Below are 17,418 nucleotides of genomic sequence, written 5' to 3'. Positions count from 1 at the left end.
TAACTCTCTTTATGTACAATTTTTATCCATCGTCTTCTTTCTGAATTGGTTTGTGAAATAATGTGCATGAGAATTGACCTTAAAGGCACCTCCTTGTGAATCCGGTTTCGCAACCATTTTGTAAAGAAGAAAAAATACCTCAAAAGTATTTAATTAATTCATAATTGTATGTATTTTTAGGATTTAATTTCTTGATAAAAGCCTATGTGATGGTAATATACCTTTTTTATAATTTATCGTTGATTTTTTATAATCCTTGTATTATATTGTGACTAGAAAGAAGTTAATTCATAAAAATACATATTTTTCGTAATTAAATTCATAGTCCTAATTTAAAGTTTGCTAATGACTTCTCAATCTCGGAATCTGTGATCCCAATATAACGTTTGGTTATCTCTTCGCTGGAATGATTGAACAGCACCATTAACGTGGCGATGTCATTTGTTTGGCGGTAGTAGTGATAACCAAACGTTTTTCTTAACGTGTGCGTCCCAATATCGTTGCGGTGAATTAATCTTCCGGTACTGGCAAACAATTTATATACCGCATCTGTGGTCAGCTTTTGGCCACTGCGGCTGGTAAACAAATAATCAGTATCGGGTTTTGTATTCAAATAAGCTGCTATTTGCGATCGCAATGGCGCAATAAAGACCCGGCGACGTTTGCCGGTTTTTTGTTCGTTGAGGATGACATAATCCGTATCACGGACATCCCCGACCTTAAGTTTCAAAATATCGCTCATTCGTAACCCAGTATTAATCCCCAGCAAAAACATCAGCACGTTACGCTGACCATAGCGGCGTTTGCCTAGTGCTTCCTTAAAGCTCTCAATTTCCTTGTTTGTACGCAGCGGCTGTACATTGTAATTCATTGTTATCCCACCTATCTATTTTTTTGTGATACGAAAAAAGAGCTCATTTCCAACTTGAGTTGGTAACGAGCTCTTTAAATTATACCTCTAGACCGCTTACATGCTTAGCTTGATCGGAACTTTGTTCGTGCTTGCCTAAGCTGCGGTCAGGGCATGAGCATTCGTGGCACCGTCGGAATGGTGACCAGCATCACCCGGTGGCTTCTAATCACCCGACCAACCAGATACAACTGTAAATAAGCTGTGGTGTCATCTGGCGTTGTGGTACTGGCAAAAATAGCCAGCAGTTCTTGGATATAGGACCGTTCGTTGCCATATTCCTCGCCTTGATAGTCATGCTTCAACGCATCAAGCAGCTCATTTTGAGCTAAAATACGGCGGATCATCCGGATCTGTCTTTTCGGATCTGCAGGTTCAAACGGCAAGCAATAGATTTGGAGAATGCGCATGGCTTCCCAGCGCATCAACAGAGTGGCACAAGCTTCGTAATAATTCATGTCATTCCTCCTTAGGTGGTCTTTGTATCTTACCTTATCCGGCCATGGCAAGTCCAATTGCCGACCAAAGCCCACAATCGTGTTTTGAATCCAGTCTGGTCTAGGTTTCCCCAGCTAAGACGTCAGTCCCACAAAAAATCGGTACGCCCGTTCATTACAGCGGTGTACCGATTTTATGGGTCTACACTTTCTGGTATTGGTGAATAACTGATACCAGTTTTTATTTTGAAAAAAAAAAGGACATTTGCCCTCTTTGTGTTACGATTTAATCGCCTAATAAAATCGAAAAGAGGAAAAACAAATGTCCCTAACTAATTCTATCCTAAGCCTATTCGAAATAACAGACCCTAATTTAACTGTAACTGAGATTACTAAGGAACATTATCCCAATGGGCAACACGTTCATGTCGTTCACGCTATCCTTTCCTATCAACTTTTAAAATGTCCTCATTGTGGCCATAAATCTCTAATCAAAAATGGAACTCACATTGGCCATCTAAGATTGGGAACCTTATCAGGTGGACGTTATGAGATGCAGCTAAAACGACAAAGATATCAATGTAAACGGTGTTTAAAAACCTGTGGTGCTCAAACTAACCTCGTTAAACGTAATGAAACTTTTACGCATAATGTGAAACATCAAGTAATTGTTCTGGCTCGGGATATGCTGACCAGTAAAGAAATCGCTAAGATTTGTGGGATTTCACCAAGTAGTGTTCAACGCATTTTAAATGCGAATATTCACTTAGCTTATCGTGTTAAAACACTCCCCCAAAATCTTTGTTTTGATGAATTCCGTTCCTGTAATCATCTAATGTCCTTTAACTGTTGCGATGCCGTTAGTCATCGCCGCATTGTGATTCTTAAGGATCGCCTTAGTAAGGATATCATTGATTACTTTGAAGCTCGCTATTCAGTTCAAGAACGTATGAAAGTTCAAACAATCACCGTTGATATGAATGCTGAGTATGCTGGCTTTATTCATCGGTTATTTCCTAAGGCAATAACCATCATTGACCGTTTCCACATTATTCAACTTGCCGGTCGGGCACTGGATAACGAACGTACACGTGTGATCCATACTTTTCAAGATAAGCATTCCCGAGTTTATCGCATTCTAAAATCTCAATGGCGTTTGTTCCATTTGGCAGAAGAAAAGGTCAATGATACTAAACTTATCTATTTACACGGTATCAACGAATACATGACCCAACAGAACGCCATTGACCTAGCCTTAGATGAATTTCCAGAATTTAAAACTGTGTATCAAACCTATCAAGGAATTCTAACAGCCATTCAACAAAAAGATGCGGTTGGATTTAAAACCTTGATTGCCAACTACAAGGCGGCTGGCAACCAAATGGATATTACTATCTCAACTTTAATAAAGAATGGTCCTGCTGTTCTCAATAGTTGTCGTTATCCGTATTCCAACGGTCCTATTGAAGGACTAAATCGTAAAATTAAGGTGTTAAAGCGTAGCTGTTTTGGTTTTCAAAATATTCATAACTTTTTCATTCGTATCAGTTTAATTTATGCGTAAACAAAAAAAGCACATTCACCGAAGTGAACATGCTTTTCAAAAATCTCCACCAATACAATTTGACAGAGACCCGATTTTATTTTGATTAAGTTTATTTTACAAGTTGTTTAGATCCAGTTGCTTTTTTTGCATTCAAGGAGTGCCAAGCAGAACTGCGGAAATAACTTGCTGTCATTTTTTACTGCTTGCCTGCGCCCATTTCGACGGCTTAACGTTTATCCAACCCCTTGTTTGGCTGATGCTGGCGTGTGATAAATCGCCCATTTTTATGGCGCTCCGCCCGTTACAATTTCGAATAATTGGTCTATTTTAAATTTGACGCGTAAAAACGGTACGAGCGGCACAATTTGACTACAACTTGGCGTACACATCGCGGGCAATCATCAATTCCTCATTAGTAGGAATTACCCAAGTCTTTACGAGCGCATCGGCCGCACTGATATCTACTTCTTTACCGGCTGTTTCATTCTTGGTTGCATCAATGGTGGCGCCCACATACGAGAAAGCCGCCATAATCTGACGACGCATTTCGGCACTGTTTTCCCCAACGCCACCCGTAAAAATCAGCGCATCCACGCCATTCATTAGGGCAATGTAGCTGCCGACAAATTTAATCACGCGATTAGCAAACATATCTAGGGCTAACTTAGCCTGCGGTTTGGCAGCCGCTACTTTTTTTAATTCCCGCTGATCATCCGAAATACCGGACACCCCGAGCAAGCCTGATTTTTGATTGAGGATAGTGATCAGTTCATCAGCGTTTTTCAAGTTCAGTTTTTTAATTAAATACGGGACCACGGAGACGTCTATCTGACCGCTGCGTGTATTCATCATCACCCCGTCTAGCGGCGTAAAGCCCATCGATGTATCTAAGGATTTGCCCCCCTCTACTGCGGTAATACTTGAACCAGCCCCTAAATGCATCACAATTAACCGTAAGTCGGCTAACGGTTGGTGCAACACCTTTTCCGCCCGTTTGGTCACATAGCGGACACTGGTTCCGTGAGCACCGTATTTTCGCACGCCGTACTTTTGATAATAGGCATACGGAATGCCATACAAAAAGTTCTCTGGTGTCAGCGTTTGATGGAAGGCAGAGTCAAAGACGGCCACGTGGGTTGCCCACGGCATTTGGTCCAAAAACTGTTGAATACCGGTCGCTTCCAAGTGGTTGTGCAGCGGCGCAAATTCTCCCAGCGCATCAATTTGTTGGAGGACTTTCGGGGTAATCACAACGGATTCTTTGAAAAGTTCCCCGCCTGCCACCACGCGATGGCCGACCCCGGCAATTTCATGCAGATCTGAAACCAAATTTAAAGTCTTTAATTCCTGCATCAAAGTCGTAATGGCATCCTTCAGACTCAATTGGTGGTCAAAGGAACGCGTCTTTTTTTGATCCCCAAATTTAACGGTGATTTCTGCTTTGGTATTGTCAAAAAAGTCCACAAGTCCGGTGGCAATCTGTTGTTCTTCTGGCATGCTAAAAAGCCGCCACTTCAAGGTTGAGCTGCCCAGATTGACTGACAAAACTTTAACCATGTTTTTCACCCTCTTAACTCATTTTCTAATTTGTATCTTAACTGAGTTGCGCACAATAAGCACGGCGAAAGCTCATGGAACTGCTCCCCCACCAATTAAGCGAGCGCCAGCTGAACGCCATTCTTCTTGATATCCGTTTGGCTGTTCTTAACGGTGGCAAATCTCTGTGTGGTCTTTTATTTGACGCAAAAAGTGACATTTAAGTGACCATTTTTGACACTACTCGTTTTTGAACACTTACTTACATTTAGAATTAAGGTATTCGAAATAAGACAGTATGGAGATGACTTTCATGCCAACGCTAAAAATGCTGGACGTTACAAAAAGTTTTACGCAAACACCAATTTTAAATGTCGATTCACTCTACTTAAAGACATCTGGTATCTATGGCCTGATCGGACCAAATGGCGCTGGAAAAACCACTTTATTAAAATGCCTTTGTGGACTTCTATTCCCGGACACAGGCACAATTTTTATAGATGATGAGCGACTTTCACTAACCAATCATGCTGAAATTTTAATGAAAATTGGTTCCGTATTTGCGCAATCTGATACAATCTTTAACCTTACCATTGACGAACTCCTCGAAACGCATTATTACTTTTACAAACTTAAGCGGCCTCGCGACTGGCACACCGTTTTAGACAGTGTTGGATTAAAGGTCCCCGTCCAGACCAAAATTGGAGACCTTTCCCTAGGAATGCGACAACGCTTGTTGCTAGCAGTTGCCATCACGCATCAACCAGAATTTTTATTTTTGGATGAACCTTTCAATGGTCTCGATCCAGACGGAGTTTTGATCGTAAAACAACTGATTCAAAAATTTGCACAAGATAAATTAGTCATCATTACCAGTCATGATTTAACAGATCTTCAAGCAGTTATTGAACATGTTCTTATCATGACTGCCGGCAGCGTTCATCCCATTACCAGTGTTTCGGAAATCGAAAATAACTACCCAAATGGACTGGCTGATTACTACCAAGCTATTGTTCATGATAAAAAGAAATGAGGTGCATTGTATGCAGAATTTTAAATTTACACTTAGAAAAATGAAGCCTGGTACCTTGCCGCTGTTCTTGACAACACTCTTTGTTCAACTGGGGTGTCTCTTATTCTTTGCCATTGTGGGCAGATACGACCAGCAGGATGCCAACGCTTTGTTAACACACTATTCGGCAGTCATCGGCCTAGCTAGTACCGCTACTATGTGTGTTCTTGCCATTTACGGGACCGTCCAAATTAATCATCTGGTTGTGCAACATTATATTGGGACATTTAAGCAGCAAACTTTCTTATTACCCGTCGACCGTAAACAGCTATTTACCTCTCGTTTAACGGCTTTTGCAGTTGGTCTGATTTTGGTTCAATTACTCGGCCTCTTGGTGGCTAATTTTCTCTTTATCCTAACAGAATTGTTTTTTCCAATTTTATTGGGGTCACCCTGGCCGTACTTGAATATATTTTTCCAATCAATGCTTGTTTGTAGCGGCTTAACGCTTGTCATTGTTCTATTTTCTAGTTTTGTAGGGATTTATATGGGTTCCACGACTAAGGGCATCATTGCTAGTCTCATTTTTGTCGTCCTTCTCTCCAACATTGCTGCCTTATCCTTAATATCCTTCCGACTTCTGACCCTCCTGTTCACCTTTTTCGCGCTGGTAGCTGCGGGAGTTACCGGGGATTTATTGGGAAACGCAATTGAAAAGGCTGATGCCTAAGAACTAAAAACGCACTCCCACGGGAATGCGTTTTTTATATGTTGAGGAGGATAATACTCACACAGTAAACGTTGTTTTCAATCCACTGTTTATAAAGACCGCCATTACTTTCTACTAATTTCTTTATATTTCGGATCCCCAGTCCCGCCTCTTGTCGCTGTTGACGAACCTGTCGCTCTTGTAAATCAAACTGATTTGAAATGTCTATTAATAGGTCATTTTGCCGCTGACGAATGACTAAATTAACTTCCTTAGATTTATCATCCGCAAGTCTGTCAACCGCTGCTAAAGCATTATCCACAAGATTTCCGATTAAAATTGCCAGAATATCACGGTCAATTCTTGTATTTTCAGACAGAAAAACTTTAATTTTAAAATTGATTCCGTTCTTTTTAGCATATTCTGCCTTCTCATTTAACAAGTAATTTAAAACAACATCATGAGTAAAAAAATTTTGTTGTGTGGTAATCTTTTTTACGGAACGTCTTAGGTAATCCTCGGCCCCATTGGTGTCCCCCTCTTCGACAAGTCCCAGCAGCACTATAAATTGATTTTTCAGATCATGACGAATTGATTTTAAGGCTTGCTGGGATTTCTCTATCTCTTTGATATATTTCAATTCAGCTGTCATTGCCTTGGTTTGCAGAGCCATTTGATTTATCTGGCGTAGATTCCTAGTCAAGCTATCATACAAATAAAGAACACAAATATTCATGAATAGAATTCCAAATACAATAATCAGTGCAAAGTATGAGGACAAAATTCCTCCATTAAGTCGCGCCAATAAAAAACAGAGGAGAACGATGATTGACACAATAGGGATTGCGCTTAATGTAAAAAGGCTCGAAAAGGTCAACGGTGGTTCATAAAGTGAGTTACGGAAAAACAGCAGTTTGATTCCTAAAAGCAGCAAAATCTCGATAACCATCGTCACACTTGTTGTCATAACAACAAATAAGAAACTCTGTGTGTCAAATTGGGGTGATAGCAAACTATTAAATAATGCCAGTGACAGAGATTCACAGATAAAATCGACGGCCAATAGCACCACAATCCAGAAATAAGTTTCCTTTAGGGGTACCCGATGCTGTTTGGCAGTAGTCCCGATTAACAGGATGGTTATCACAATATTTATAAAGGGGCTAATTATTTCTGGTATAAATACAGCATTCCCAACTACGAGTATCGTTAGGGCACCAAAAATAAAAAAATCCTTATAGGGCGTTTTTGATGGCGACCAACTTGCAAAAAAGAAGTTTATTAAAAAAATATAGACGATAAAACTTAATAACCGAATTACCACATCAACGATCATATTCGTTGCCTCATTTTCATTAGAATATCTTCTCGAGCCCGGCTACTAAAGGTTCGCCCAATGGGAATTTCAATGGTTGAAGATTGAGTTGCTAAAGACAAAAACTTGGGTCTAATTTCCTTAATGAACATCACATTTACAACAAATGAACCATGAACCTGAACAAAACTATCATTCACTTTATCCAAAAGCGTGTGCGTCGACATATTTGTCACATATGTTTTGTGAATCGTATGGATCACAACTTGTCGTTTTTGCTTCTCAAAATAAATAATATCGTTGAAGTGTAGACTGTAAACCACCCTTTTATATGTAAAAGTAAATGGTTGATCATTGACATTCAAGAAGCGGATCACACGTTTCAAAACAGGAAACAACTTCTCTTCGGAAACCGGTTTGAGAATATAGTCAAACGTCTGCAAGCGAAAAACCTCTTCCATGTATTCACTATAATTGGTTAAAAAGATGATAGGCACACTAGCATTCACTTGGCGAATTGTTTCGGCTAATTCGATGCCAGTGTGATTGGGCAGTTCAATATCCAAAATAAATAGGTCAAACTGATTTTCTTGAATCGCACAAATCAACTTATCGGAAGCCAAAAAAACTGAAATATCAAATAGGTCTTCCTGGTACGCTTGCAATACTTTTTCAACCCTAGTGGTGATTTCCGGAACATCATCACAAATAGCTACCTTAATCAAATAAATCATCCCTCTTTGCCTAGCAACTTATATTAATTTAATTATAATATACTTAACTTCATGCGCGTTTATAATTTAAGAAATTCGTTGTGCTGAGACACAAAAAAAGCTCGCCACCTCACTAGCTAAGTGTGAAGTAACGAGCCTTCTTGCCTGATTTATTGGGCATACTGGGAGGAAATATACACCCCACAAAGCCCTATATAACAACATTCCGTAATAATAAATAATCAATTATGTGTCACTAATCTAATTAAAACAACCGAGCCATGCACCCACTAGCTACAATCTAGTGGATTTTTTATGTATAAAAAAAGTGTTGTCGCAAACACAGACAACACCAGACTGGACACATACTATCTGACCAAGACAGTAGGATAAGTGCCCGCCTAATTTATTCACATGCCTTGGTACTCTTGTATTAGGGATTGTTTCCAGTGCAATTTACGACTGGATTAAACGCCTTTTTACAAAGTAACAAGGCACTAAAACAGCAGTGTCGGCAAGCAGTCCACCTGCTGTTTTTCTGTACTTTCATTATATCATGTGCTTAATAAAACTTATAACATTATGTATGTGGTGGAATTTCAACCGCCTCATGTGTGATTTCAAAAAGAAATAATTTTAAATATTAACAACGTTTTCCCGTCCGACAAACTATTTCGTTGCTGTTGGTGCTGTGGGATCTGTTTGAAGTAAGTAACGACCCTCACTATCTTTTAATGTGTCCAGATAGTTATATCCGCCCTGATTGGTAATAATAATCTTACTTCATCACCAGCTTTTAATAGAGGGAAATTTGAGACAATTGAAAAAATAAAAAAGCCTTCATATCAACGTTTTAGCGTTGTATGAAAGCTTCACAAAATTAATAAATTGGGCATACTGGGATCGAACCAGTAAATTACGGATTCAGAGTCCGTGGCCTTACCATTTGGCGAATGCCCATTAATTTTACCTATATTATATTACCGTTTTTCCCGAAACCTGTCAACACACAGAATTTTTTTCTTTCAAAAAATTTACTCGTGTCAATCTTTGCTTGCGATGCGTCACTGCCTGACAAGACCGCTGGTTTTTGCTACAATAGATTGGTGTGAGGTGAAAATATGGCTACAAATTCTGACTCTCTTTATAATGTGCTTTCACAAATTCAAAAACATCCGGAACGCGCAGAAATTAATACTTTGGGTTACACCAATGTGGTTCAACTCAAGATGTCCGATTCTCTGCCCGTTGCCAATCCCGAAATTTATTTTCCTGATGAAACATTGTTGGTAGACCGTTTATCTGATGAATTTGTCATCAAATACAACGTTTTGTTAGATTACTTCAATAGTTTAACCAAAAAGCCCATGAAAAGCTACCACGAAGTCTGGGTAACAACAGCCCACATCTTAGAACAAAAAGTCTACATGCTCGAGTTAACCTATGAATAAACGCGAAATAAAGGCTGCTTTAGCCGACACCAAACAGAAATTGGTGGTCTGGGCGGTAATTGCGGTTCTGGGATTGGTGAGCGGCAACATCATCACCATCCCTTACCTACCGTTTATTTTGATTGCCGTTTTTATCTACTGGCTTTACCTGTTCATCACTTTTGTTTATCTAACGATTCTCGATCTAAAACGGGGAAAATAGGAGCTTGGGTGTTGACTTTGGGCCGTAAATACGATAAATTAGGATAGTACTAATTTTGCCCGCTGGTCAAATTGGTTTAAGACGTCGCCCTCTCAAGGCGGAGCTACGGGTTCGAACCCCGTGCGGGTGATATTTAAAAAAGATAACAGCCTTCAAATGCCGTTAAGTCGGTGTTTGGAGGCTGTTTTTTTAACTTTTTACGCGAGAAATTTATGGCTGCCACTTAAGAGTGCCCATTTCGATTTTAGGGAGAATATTCGTAACCTTTGTATGAAGTTTAACAGGTGCTATTTTGCCGCCTACGCCTCAAATATTTGCCTAATCATGAAATCAACCAACGGATAAATGTTCCTGGGCGTATGAGTTAAATTCTTTTTGAAACACCTTGATCTGATAACATCTGATCTTTCAATTTATTATTAATTTTTTCGTATTTACTCAACGGAACGCTTGTAGATCCTGCTAATATAAGGTCCACCTCATTAACTGGAAGGTTGACAAGTTGGGAAATCTCTTTCGACTGTAAATCTTTTTTCTCATCGTAATTAATTACCATGATCTTTGCGAGAATTTCTCGACTCAGTACATGGTGCTTTTCACGTGCACGGTTCTCAAAACTTTTAAAAAGATCCATTTGTCAACGCCGATGTGAAAATGTCGTTTTTTGCCGATTAAAAAATGCTGTTTTTTACCGATAAGGTTTACAGTGTCTCACTGCTCCTTTCTTTATTTTGTGAGCTAAAACCTGATAAATCAGGTCCAGAATTATCCTTCTTTTCAATCAAATGATCCTTCATTCGATATGATCGACCGGTGATTCGGATGACTTTAGCGTGGTGAACCAAGCGGTCTAAAATGGCGTTAGCTAACATCTTATCTGAAAAGGTGTTTCCCCACTTAGAAAGCGGAATATTAGTGGTGATAATGGTTGATTTCCGTTCATATCGTCTTTCAATTAGCTGAAAGAACAGCTTAGCACCCACTGACTCAATTGGGAGATAACCAATCTCGTCAATGATTAGAATTTGAAAACGGGCATACCGGCGCAACACTTCTTCGCTTCGTCCTTGAACTTGTGCTGTTTGAAGCTTGTTGATGAGGTCGCTACATCGAATAAACTGCGTTGAAATTCCTTGTTTACACCCTTCAATTCCAATGGCGGTGGCTAGGTGAGTCTTACCGACACCGGAGGTGCCGATAAACAAAATGTTTTGATTCTCTTGGGTGAATCTTAGTGATCCCAAGTCCTCAATTGTCCCTTGGTTAATTCCTGGTTGATAGCTAAAGTCAAAGTCAGCTAACGTTTTTTCATATGGAAAGCGGGCTAGTTTAATTCTCAAATTAATCTTTTTTTGTTCCCGGTATTTAAGCTCAGCCGTTGTCAATTCGAATAAGGCATCACTCAAGGACTTGGGTGCTTCATCTTGATGATCCAATAGGTAGCCTAAATGTTCGGCGAAACGATCTAACTTTAATTGTCTAAGGTTGGTGTATAACGCTTGGTAATTAGCCATTTTCTCACTCCATTTCATCAAACATCTTCAGGTTTCGGTCGACGTAATCATCAATGACTCGGTCATCACGATTCTTATAAAGGTCTGATCGGACAATCTCTTCCATGTCATCGCGAAGATAATTAAATCTTTTCAGTGAAATAGGGTGAGAACGAATTAGTTCTCCGTTATAATAAACGTATAGAGTATTGTCATCGTGTTTAATTTGTACGGTTTCGTCAATATATCTGATGGGGACGGAGTATTTCCGATTTTGAAAGACAATCATTGATTCCTTGCTAACTTTCCTTGCGATGGTTTGGCTGGCATAGGCATCGAGTAAGTCATGATCAAAATCATGGAGATACTCTTTTTCTTTATCAAGCAATAAATAAGGCGGAATTTGAGTCGCCTGAGACTTCTCATGATTCAGCTGATCACACGTCAAATGAACGATCTCGGCTAAGTCTAGCGGCTCTTCAAACTCATGGTTGTAAACTTTAATTCGCTGAGTAGTTCTGGCCAACGCCTCAACCTTTCCTTTGGTTTGTGGCCGAAACGGTCGACAAGCAATTGGCTTGAAACAAGCGTCCTTAGCGTATTCAACGAAGGTTTCATTAAATACCGGCTTACCAAAATTACTTTTATGATGATCGACGACAACCTTTTGGTTGTCAAACCAGATTTCTTTCGGCACACCCCCGGTTGCCCAAAAGGCATTCGTTAAGCAATCAAAAAAGGTAGTTTGGCTGCGACTGAAGGTAAATTGCATGTATTTCATTCGCGAGTACCCTAAAACATATAAGAAGATGTTGCCTTTGACAATCTCTCCATGCCGAGAAATCAATGTTAAGTCTTCTTTCCAATCAACCTGGGCTGAAAGCCCTGGCGAGGTTTCAATCCGGATAGTGGCTTTTTTCGTTGCGGCTTTTCTGATGGTTCGACAATAGTCTCTGAGAATACTTTGCTTTCCTTGATAGCCACGTTCTTTGATAAAGTAATAAATTGCCGTTGCCGAACAGCCTTCTAGAACCTTTTCTTCAATCGTTTTTCGATAATCGTCAAGTTTACTCGGCCGCCGTAAGGGTTGTGGCTGCTCATCTGGGGGCGTGAGCCCTAAATTGTAGTATCTTTTAACCGTTCGCGGATCAACACCATATCGTCGACCAATTTCAGCGAAGTTGGGCTTTATTTTGTTCATAATATATTGCTGGACACACTGTTCAACATCTAAACGCATTTCAGTTCCTCCAAATTTGAGATACGTTTAGTTTACCGTAAAAAAATGTTGGAAAACCGACATTTTCTAATCGGTATTTTCCAACATTTTACAACCGTTGCTGACACCATTTTCCTCACCTTCCATTCATTTCACTTTCCTCACTAAGACAAATTTCAGGATTTTTTCATATTGATTGTAGCTGTTTCTATTCTTTTTTCAAGGGTTCAGTCCTTGTTATTCTAGTTCTAGTAATTGCAAGTTTTTGCAAACACAGTGCTTTACTATAACATTGAAGATCTTCAAAAAGCTAACCTGAAATTGCTACAATTTATCCTTAACTCCAATAGCAATTTATTTATTCTTGTTTGTTCAGTATTATCCTACATCGAAACCATTGTAAAACAAAAGCGTCCTCCAATCATTAAGTACGTAAAAAATGACGGAAACACGCTTTATTTTTTAAAATTCGGTTTTATTCTCTTTAGTCCCCAGCAGCTTGCCAACCACGGGCAGTTTGCCAAATTCATCAGCACCATCAGATGGAACCACGACCATATTAGTACTGGACTTGGCGAGATCTGAAAAGGCATTGATAGACTGATTTTGGAAATACTTATTGTCGGCTTCTGATAAACCGGCCTGGACCGTATCAATTCGGTAACGTTCCGCATCCGCCCGGGTCTTCGTGGCATCCGCTTCAGCACGTGCAGTCGCCATCAGAGCGTCATTCTTTGCCTTCGTGGTCAACTCAATGGACTTAGCCTCACCTTCCGCCTTCGCAATCGCTGCCACCCGCTCACGATCGGCTGTTAATTGCTTGTCCATGGCTTCTTGAATCGCCCGAGAAGGCGTTAATTCATCAATATTAATCCGGTCGACATTGATACCATAGGTGTTCGTCAAGTCACCAATCGCCAGCGTCAGCTCTTGGTTAATTTTGGCAGTCGATCCCAAGGCTTCATTCAAATCCATCCGACCAATGATATCCCGCAAATGTCCTCGAACCAACTGCGCCATGGACTCAACAGAATCTGTATTTTCATACTGATATTTCACCGGATCCGTGACGTGGAAGTTCAACGTTAAGCTGGCCGAAACGTCCGCGTTATCCTTGGTGATAATAGAATAGTTAGGTAAGGATAACGGCTCCATCGCCAGACTGACATTTTTAATTTTTTGAAAAAACGGGACGTACAAGTGCATTCCTGGTTCCACGCTGCGTTTGTACTTTCCTAAGGTTTCAACTAACCCCCGATTATTTTGCGGTACAATTCGAATTCCAAATGGCATACTCCAACTCCTCCGTTTCGTTTGACGTTCGACGAGATTACGCTGCGTAAGTGGCTGTGGAGACCGCTGGGCCTGCATTTTTCGCCGCCGTTCAATCGCTTTTCGCTCATTGTCAATTCGGTCTTGATACTGTCCGTTCATCACTGCACTTATCAGCGACCCAAACTTATGAGTGTTATTTTGTTGATTTGCCATCTTATCTCCCCCAATGGCTAAATTTTTTGTAACGTCAAAATATTACCGTTCGCTTCAATGACTGCATACCGGGCGGTTTGATCCACGTCCGAGTTATCATTAATCAAATAGCGGTAATAAATCCCTGCCACTAAGACCAGTCCATTATCAGCGTGAATGTCTTTCCCCAATACAGTCTTGCCGATAATTTGCCGGTTTTCAAAACTTTTCGTTCCGTGATTGGCTGATAGCAAACTTACCATGTACATATTGACACTTTGATTCGCGCGGTCGGCTTCTTCTGCCAAGCGATCGTATAGGGCTTGGTCTAATCGGAGTAAGAAGCGTTTTTCGTTTTGCTTTCCCGCCATGAAACTGATCACCTCATTTCAATATCAATCTGATATCGCCTTAATCCTATCCGATTTTATCTCAGAAGTCAATAAAAAATAAGGGGTCTACACTTTCTGGTATTGGTGAATAACTGATACCAGTTTTTATTTTGAAAAAAAAAAGGACATTTGCCCTCTTTGTGTTACGATTTAATCGCCTAATAAAATCGAAAAGAGGAAAAACAAATGTCCCTAACTAATTCTATCCTAAGCCTATTCGAAATAACAGACCCTAATTTAACTGTAACTGAGATTACTAAGGAACATTATCCCAATGGGCAACACGTTCATGTCGTTCACGCTATCCTTTCCTATCAACTTTTAAAATGTCCTCATTGTGGCCATAAATCTCTAATCAAAAATGGAACTCACATTGGCCATCTAAGATTGGGAACCTTATCAGGTGGACGTTATGAGATGCAGCTAAAACGACAAAGATATCAATGTAAACGGTGTTTAAAAACCTGTGGTGCTCAAACTAACCTCGTTAAACGTAATGAAACTTTTACGCATAATGTGAAACATCAAGTAATTGTTCTGGCTCGGGATATGCTGACCAGTAAAGAAATCGCTAAGATTTGTGGGATTTCACCAAGTAGTGTTCAACGCATTTTAAATGCGAATATTCACTTAGCTTATCGTGTTAAAACACTCCCCCAAAATCTTTGTTTTGATGAATTCCGTTCCTGTAATCATCTAATGTCCTTTAACTGTTGCGATGCCGTTAGTCATCGCCGCATTGTGATTCTTAAGGATCGCCTTAGTAAGGATATCATTGATTACTTTGAAGCTCGCTATTCAGTTCAAGAACGTATGAAAGTTCAAACAATCACCGTTGATATGAATGCTGAGTATGCTGGCTTTATTCATCGGTTATTTCCTAAGGCAATAACCATCATTGACCGTTTCCACATTATTCAACTTGCCGGTCGGGCACTGGATAACGAACGTACACGTGTGATCCATACTTTTCAAGATAAGCATTCCCGAGTTTATCGCATTCTAAAATCGCAATGGCGTTTGTTCCATTTGGCAGAAGAAAAGGTCAATGATACTAAACTTATCTATTTACACGGTATCAACGAATACATGACCCAACAGAACGCCATTGACCTAGCCTTAGATGAATTTCCAGAATTTAAAACTGTGTATCAAACCTATCAAGGAATTCTAACAGCCATTCAACAAAAAGATGCGGTTGGATTTAAAACCTTGATTGCCAACTACAAGGCGGCTGGCAACCAAATGGATATTACTATCTCAACTTTAATAAAGAATGGTCCTGCTGTTCTCAATAGTTGTCGTTATCCGTATTCCAACGGTCCTATTGAAGGACTAAATCGTAAAATTAAGGTGTTAAAGCGTAGCTGTTTTGGTTTTCAAAATATTCATAACTTTTTCATTCGTATCAGTTTAATTTATGCGTAAACAAAAAAAGCACATTCACCGAAGTGAACATGCTTTTCAAAAATCTCCACCAATACAATTTGACAGAGACCCAAAATAAGCCCGGCTTTAAACCAGACTTATTTCGGTGAACTTCCCCGCGTTTATTGGCTTTATTTGCCTAAACGTTTGTTAAGTTCTTCTGTTTGTTTTTCGTAACCTGGACGGCCAAGCAACGCAAACATATTTGTCTTGTATGCTTCAACACCTGGCTGGTTGAATGGATTGATTCCGTTCAAGTAACCAGAAACGGCTACAGCTGCTTCAAAGAAGTAAATTAAGTAGCCTAACGTATAAGCATCTTGTTGCGGAATATTGACGTTCATAACTGGCACGCCACCATCATTATGAGCCAATGTCACACCTTGATGAGCCTTCTTGTTCACTTCATCCATTGTGCGACCTTCAAGATACTGCAAACCGTCAAGATTTTGGTCTTCCTTAGGAATGTTCAAATCATGCGTTGGTTTTTCAACATTGACAACCGTTTCCATCAAATTACGACGGCCTTCTTGGATGTACTGACCTAATGAATGTAAATCCGTTGAGAAGTTCGCTGATGAAGGATAGATTCCCTTTTGGTCCTTACCTTCTGACTCACCCATCAATTGTTTCCACCATTCGCCAAAGTACTGCAAAGTTGGCTCGTAATTTTCAAGCAATTCGGTTGTGTAGCCTTTGCGGTATAAGATGTTCCGTAATGCTGCATACTTGTAAGCATCATTTTTCGTGACATCTGCATCGCTATATGCGCCACGTGCGTCTGCAGCACCCTTCATTAACTGGTCAATGTCACCACCAGCAACAGCAATTGGTAATAACCCAACGGCAGAAAGGACAGAGAAACGACCACCGATATCATCAGGCACAACGAATTCCTCGTAGCCTTCTGCATCAGATTCCGTCTTCAAAGCACCCTTAGCTTTGTCAGTTGTAGCAAAGATTCGTTCCTTAGCGCCATCCTTGCCATATTTTGCGATTAATTTGTCTTTCAACACACGGAATGCAATAGAAGGTTCTGTTGTTGTTCCGGATTTAGAAATGACGTTAATTGAAAAATCACGGTCGCCAATTAAGTTGACCAAATCAGTTAAGTAAGTTGAGCTGATTGAGTTACCCGCAAAGAAGACTTGGGGAACGCCCCCGCGTTGTTCCTTTGGTAATAAGTTGTAGAATGTATTGCCAAGAAAATCAATTGCAGCGCGAGCGCCTAAATAAGAACCACCAATCCCGATAGCCACGAACACTTCGGAATTGCCTTGAATCTTCTTTGCAGCGGCTTTGATCCGTGCAAATTCGTCTTTGTCATATTCGACAGGCAAATCGATAAATCCGCGGAAGTCGTTACCAGCGCCTGTTCCCTCTCGTAATTCTTTATCTGCAGCTGTTACCAGTGGCTGCATTTCAGCAAGTTCGTTATCATGAACAAACTCGGAAACAGCAGAACTGTCAAACGAAATATGTGCCATTGTTTAATTACCTCACTTTTTATTTAGTACTCCATTAAGTCATTATACATTACTTTTTAAAGCGTGACCAAAAATTGTTTTGAACTTGCTTTTGTTCTAAA

The 17,418-nt window shown here is 40.1% G+C and carries 17 protein-coding genes, 2 tRNA genes and 1 pseudogene; 7 read left to right on the top strand and 13 right to left on the bottom strand.

Annotation, left to right across the window (positions count from 1 at the left end; genetic code table 11):
* Positions 1 to 319 precede the first annotated feature (319 nt).
* Both ACLJJ6_RS02790 and ACLJJ6_RS02785 read right to left on the bottom strand, forming a co-directional pair.
* Positions 320 to 871 carry a tyrosine-type recombinase/integrase gene (locus tag ACLJJ6_RS02790; protein WP_412989923.1) on the bottom strand — a complete coding sequence of 184 codons (552 nt, stop codon included), beginning with the start codon at positions 869 to 871 and terminating at the stop codon, positions 320 to 322.
* Between the two features lie 146 nt (positions 872 to 1,017).
* Positions 1,018 to 1,368 carry a hypothetical protein gene (locus ACLJJ6_RS02785; protein ID WP_412989922.1) on the bottom strand — a complete coding sequence of 117 codons (351 nt, stop codon included), beginning with the start codon at positions 1,366 to 1,368 and terminating at the stop codon, positions 1,018 to 1,020.
* Between the two features lie 301 nt (positions 1,369 to 1,669).
* Between ACLJJ6_RS02785 and ACLJJ6_RS02780 the strand changes: the two genes are divergently transcribed.
* Positions 1,670 to 2,911: an ISL3 family transposase gene (locus tag ACLJJ6_RS02780; RefSeq protein WP_412988180.1), complete on the top strand. Its 1,242-nt coding sequence runs from the start codon at positions 1,670 to 1,672 to the stop codon at positions 2,909 to 2,911.
* Positions 2,912 to 3,262: 351 nt separating this feature from the next.
* Here ACLJJ6_RS02780 and ACLJJ6_RS02775 read toward each other — a convergent pair whose 3' ends face one another.
* Positions 3,263 to 4,450, bottom strand: a complete 1,188-nt coding sequence (locus ACLJJ6_RS02775) for an acetate/propionate family kinase (RefSeq protein WP_412989921.1) — start codon at positions 4,448 to 4,450, stop codon at positions 3,263 to 3,265.
* A gap of 292 nt (positions 4,451 to 4,742) precedes the next feature.
* Here ACLJJ6_RS02775 and ACLJJ6_RS02770 point away from each other — a divergent pair, with 292 nt between their 5' ends.
* Both ACLJJ6_RS02770 and ACLJJ6_RS02765 read left to right on the top strand, forming a co-directional pair.
* Positions 4,743 to 5,462 (top strand): ABC transporter ATP-binding protein, encoded by a 720-nt coding sequence (locus ACLJJ6_RS02770; protein ID WP_412989920.1) that lies wholly within the window; start codon positions 4,743 to 4,745, stop codon positions 5,460 to 5,462.
* Positions 5,463 to 5,472: 10 nt separating this feature from the next.
* On the top strand, positions 5,473 to 6,171 hold the full coding sequence (locus tag ACLJJ6_RS02765) for a hypothetical protein (RefSeq protein ID WP_412989919.1): 699 nt from the start codon (positions 5,473 to 5,475) through the stop codon (positions 6,169 to 6,171).
* Positions 6,172 to 6,205: 34 nt separating this feature from the next.
* On the opposite strand, the gene ACLJJ6_RS02760 is transcribed toward ACLJJ6_RS02765, so the two are convergent.
* The 4 genes and pseudogenes from ACLJJ6_RS02760 to ACLJJ6_RS02745 all read right to left on the bottom strand — a co-directional run bounded on the left by ACLJJ6_RS02760 (position 6,206) and on the right by ACLJJ6_RS02745 (position 9,138).
* Positions 6,206 to 7,486, bottom strand: coding sequence for a sensor histidine kinase (locus ACLJJ6_RS02760; protein WP_412989918.1), 1,281 nt, complete (start codon positions 7,484 to 7,486; stop codon positions 6,206 to 6,208).
* Positions 7,483 to 8,199, bottom strand: coding sequence for a LytR/AlgR family response regulator transcription factor (locus tag ACLJJ6_RS02755; RefSeq protein WP_412989917.1), 717 nt, complete (start codon positions 8,197 to 8,199; stop codon positions 7,483 to 7,485). The genes ACLJJ6_RS02760 and ACLJJ6_RS02755 overlap by 4 nt, the downstream gene beginning before the upstream one ends.
* A 660-nt stretch (positions 8,200 to 8,859) precedes the next feature.
* A pseudogene (locus ACLJJ6_RS02750) lies at positions 8,860 to 8,943 on the bottom strand (phage major capsid protein); the annotation flags it as partial.
* Positions 8,944 to 9,066: 123 nt separating this feature from the next.
* Positions 9,067 to 9,138 (bottom strand) — tRNA-Gln (locus tag ACLJJ6_RS02745).
* 161 nt (positions 9,139 to 9,299) lie between these two features.
* On the opposite strand from ACLJJ6_RS02745, the gene ACLJJ6_RS02740 reads away from it, so the two are divergent.
* The 3 genes from ACLJJ6_RS02740 (at position 9,300) to ACLJJ6_RS02730 (ending at position 9,961) form a co-directional block, all read left to right on the top strand.
* Positions 9,300 to 9,629, top strand: coding sequence for a hypothetical protein (locus ACLJJ6_RS02740; RefSeq protein WP_412989916.1), 330 nt, complete (start codon positions 9,300 to 9,302; stop codon positions 9,627 to 9,629).
* Complete coding sequence (locus ACLJJ6_RS02735; protein WP_412989915.1) at positions 9,622 to 9,831, top strand: hypothetical protein; 210 nt, start codon at positions 9,622 to 9,624, stop codon at positions 9,829 to 9,831. The genes ACLJJ6_RS02740 and ACLJJ6_RS02735 overlap by 8 nt, the downstream gene beginning before the upstream one ends.
* Before the next feature lie 56 nt (positions 9,832 to 9,887).
* Positions 9,888 to 9,961, top strand: a tRNA-Glu gene (locus ACLJJ6_RS02730).
* Positions 9,962 to 10,195: 234 nt separating this feature from the next.
* Here ACLJJ6_RS02730 and ACLJJ6_RS02725 read toward each other — a convergent pair.
* The 5 genes from ACLJJ6_RS02725 to ACLJJ6_RS02705 all read right to left on the bottom strand — a co-directional run bounded on the left by ACLJJ6_RS02725 (position 10,196) and on the right by ACLJJ6_RS02705 (position 14,381).
* Positions 10,196 to 10,465, bottom strand: coding sequence for a hypothetical protein (locus ACLJJ6_RS02725; RefSeq protein WP_412989914.1), 270 nt, complete (start codon positions 10,463 to 10,465; stop codon positions 10,196 to 10,198).
* Positions 10,466 to 10,532: 67 nt separating this feature from the next.
* Positions 10,533 to 11,363 (bottom strand): IS21-like element helper ATPase IstB, encoded by an 831-nt coding sequence (istB, locus tag ACLJJ6_RS02720; RefSeq protein WP_412988384.1) that lies wholly within the window; start codon positions 11,361 to 11,363, stop codon positions 10,533 to 10,535.
* Positions 11,350 to 12,564 carry an IS21 family transposase gene (istA, locus tag ACLJJ6_RS02715; protein ID WP_260210390.1) on the bottom strand — a complete coding sequence of 405 codons (1,215 nt, stop codon included), beginning with the start codon at positions 12,562 to 12,564 and terminating at the stop codon, positions 11,350 to 11,352. The genes istB and istA overlap by 14 nt, the downstream gene beginning before the upstream one ends.
* A gap of 441 nt (positions 12,565 to 13,005) precedes the next feature.
* The gene (locus tag ACLJJ6_RS02710) at positions 13,006 to 13,836 is read right to left on the bottom strand and encodes an SPFH domain-containing protein (protein WP_412990418.1); all 831 of its coding nucleotides are present in this window, start codon (positions 13,834 to 13,836) and stop codon (positions 13,006 to 13,008) included.
* Positions 13,837 to 14,048: 212 nt separating this feature from the next.
* On the bottom strand, positions 14,049 to 14,381 hold the full coding sequence (locus tag ACLJJ6_RS02705; protein ID WP_412989913.1) for a toxin-antitoxin system HicB family antitoxin: 333 nt from the start codon (positions 14,379 to 14,381) through the stop codon (positions 14,049 to 14,051).
* A gap of 207 nt (positions 14,382 to 14,588) precedes the next feature.
* On the opposite strand from ACLJJ6_RS02705, the gene ACLJJ6_RS02700 reads away from it, so the two are divergent.
* Positions 14,589 to 15,830: an ISL3 family transposase gene (locus ACLJJ6_RS02700; RefSeq protein ID WP_412988180.1), complete on the top strand. Its 1,242-nt coding sequence runs from the start codon at positions 14,589 to 14,591 to the stop codon at positions 15,828 to 15,830.
* Positions 15,831 to 15,961: 131 nt separating this feature from the next.
* Here the strand turns inward: ACLJJ6_RS02700 and ACLJJ6_RS02695 are convergent, their stop codons facing one another.
* Positions 15,962 to 17,317, bottom strand: coding sequence for a glucose-6-phosphate isomerase (locus ACLJJ6_RS02695; RefSeq protein WP_412989912.1), 1,356 nt, complete (start codon positions 17,315 to 17,317; stop codon positions 15,962 to 15,964).
* Positions 17,318 to 17,418: the final 101 nt, after the last annotated feature.

It is taken from the genome of Pediococcus siamensis (genome assembly GCF_047220215.1).
GTDB lineage: Bacteria > Bacillota > Bacilli > Lactobacillales > Lactobacillaceae > Pediococcus > Pediococcus siamensis.
The sequence above is the reverse complement of the archived record's forward strand: the minus strand, read 5'-3'. Positions and strand labels throughout refer to the sequence as shown.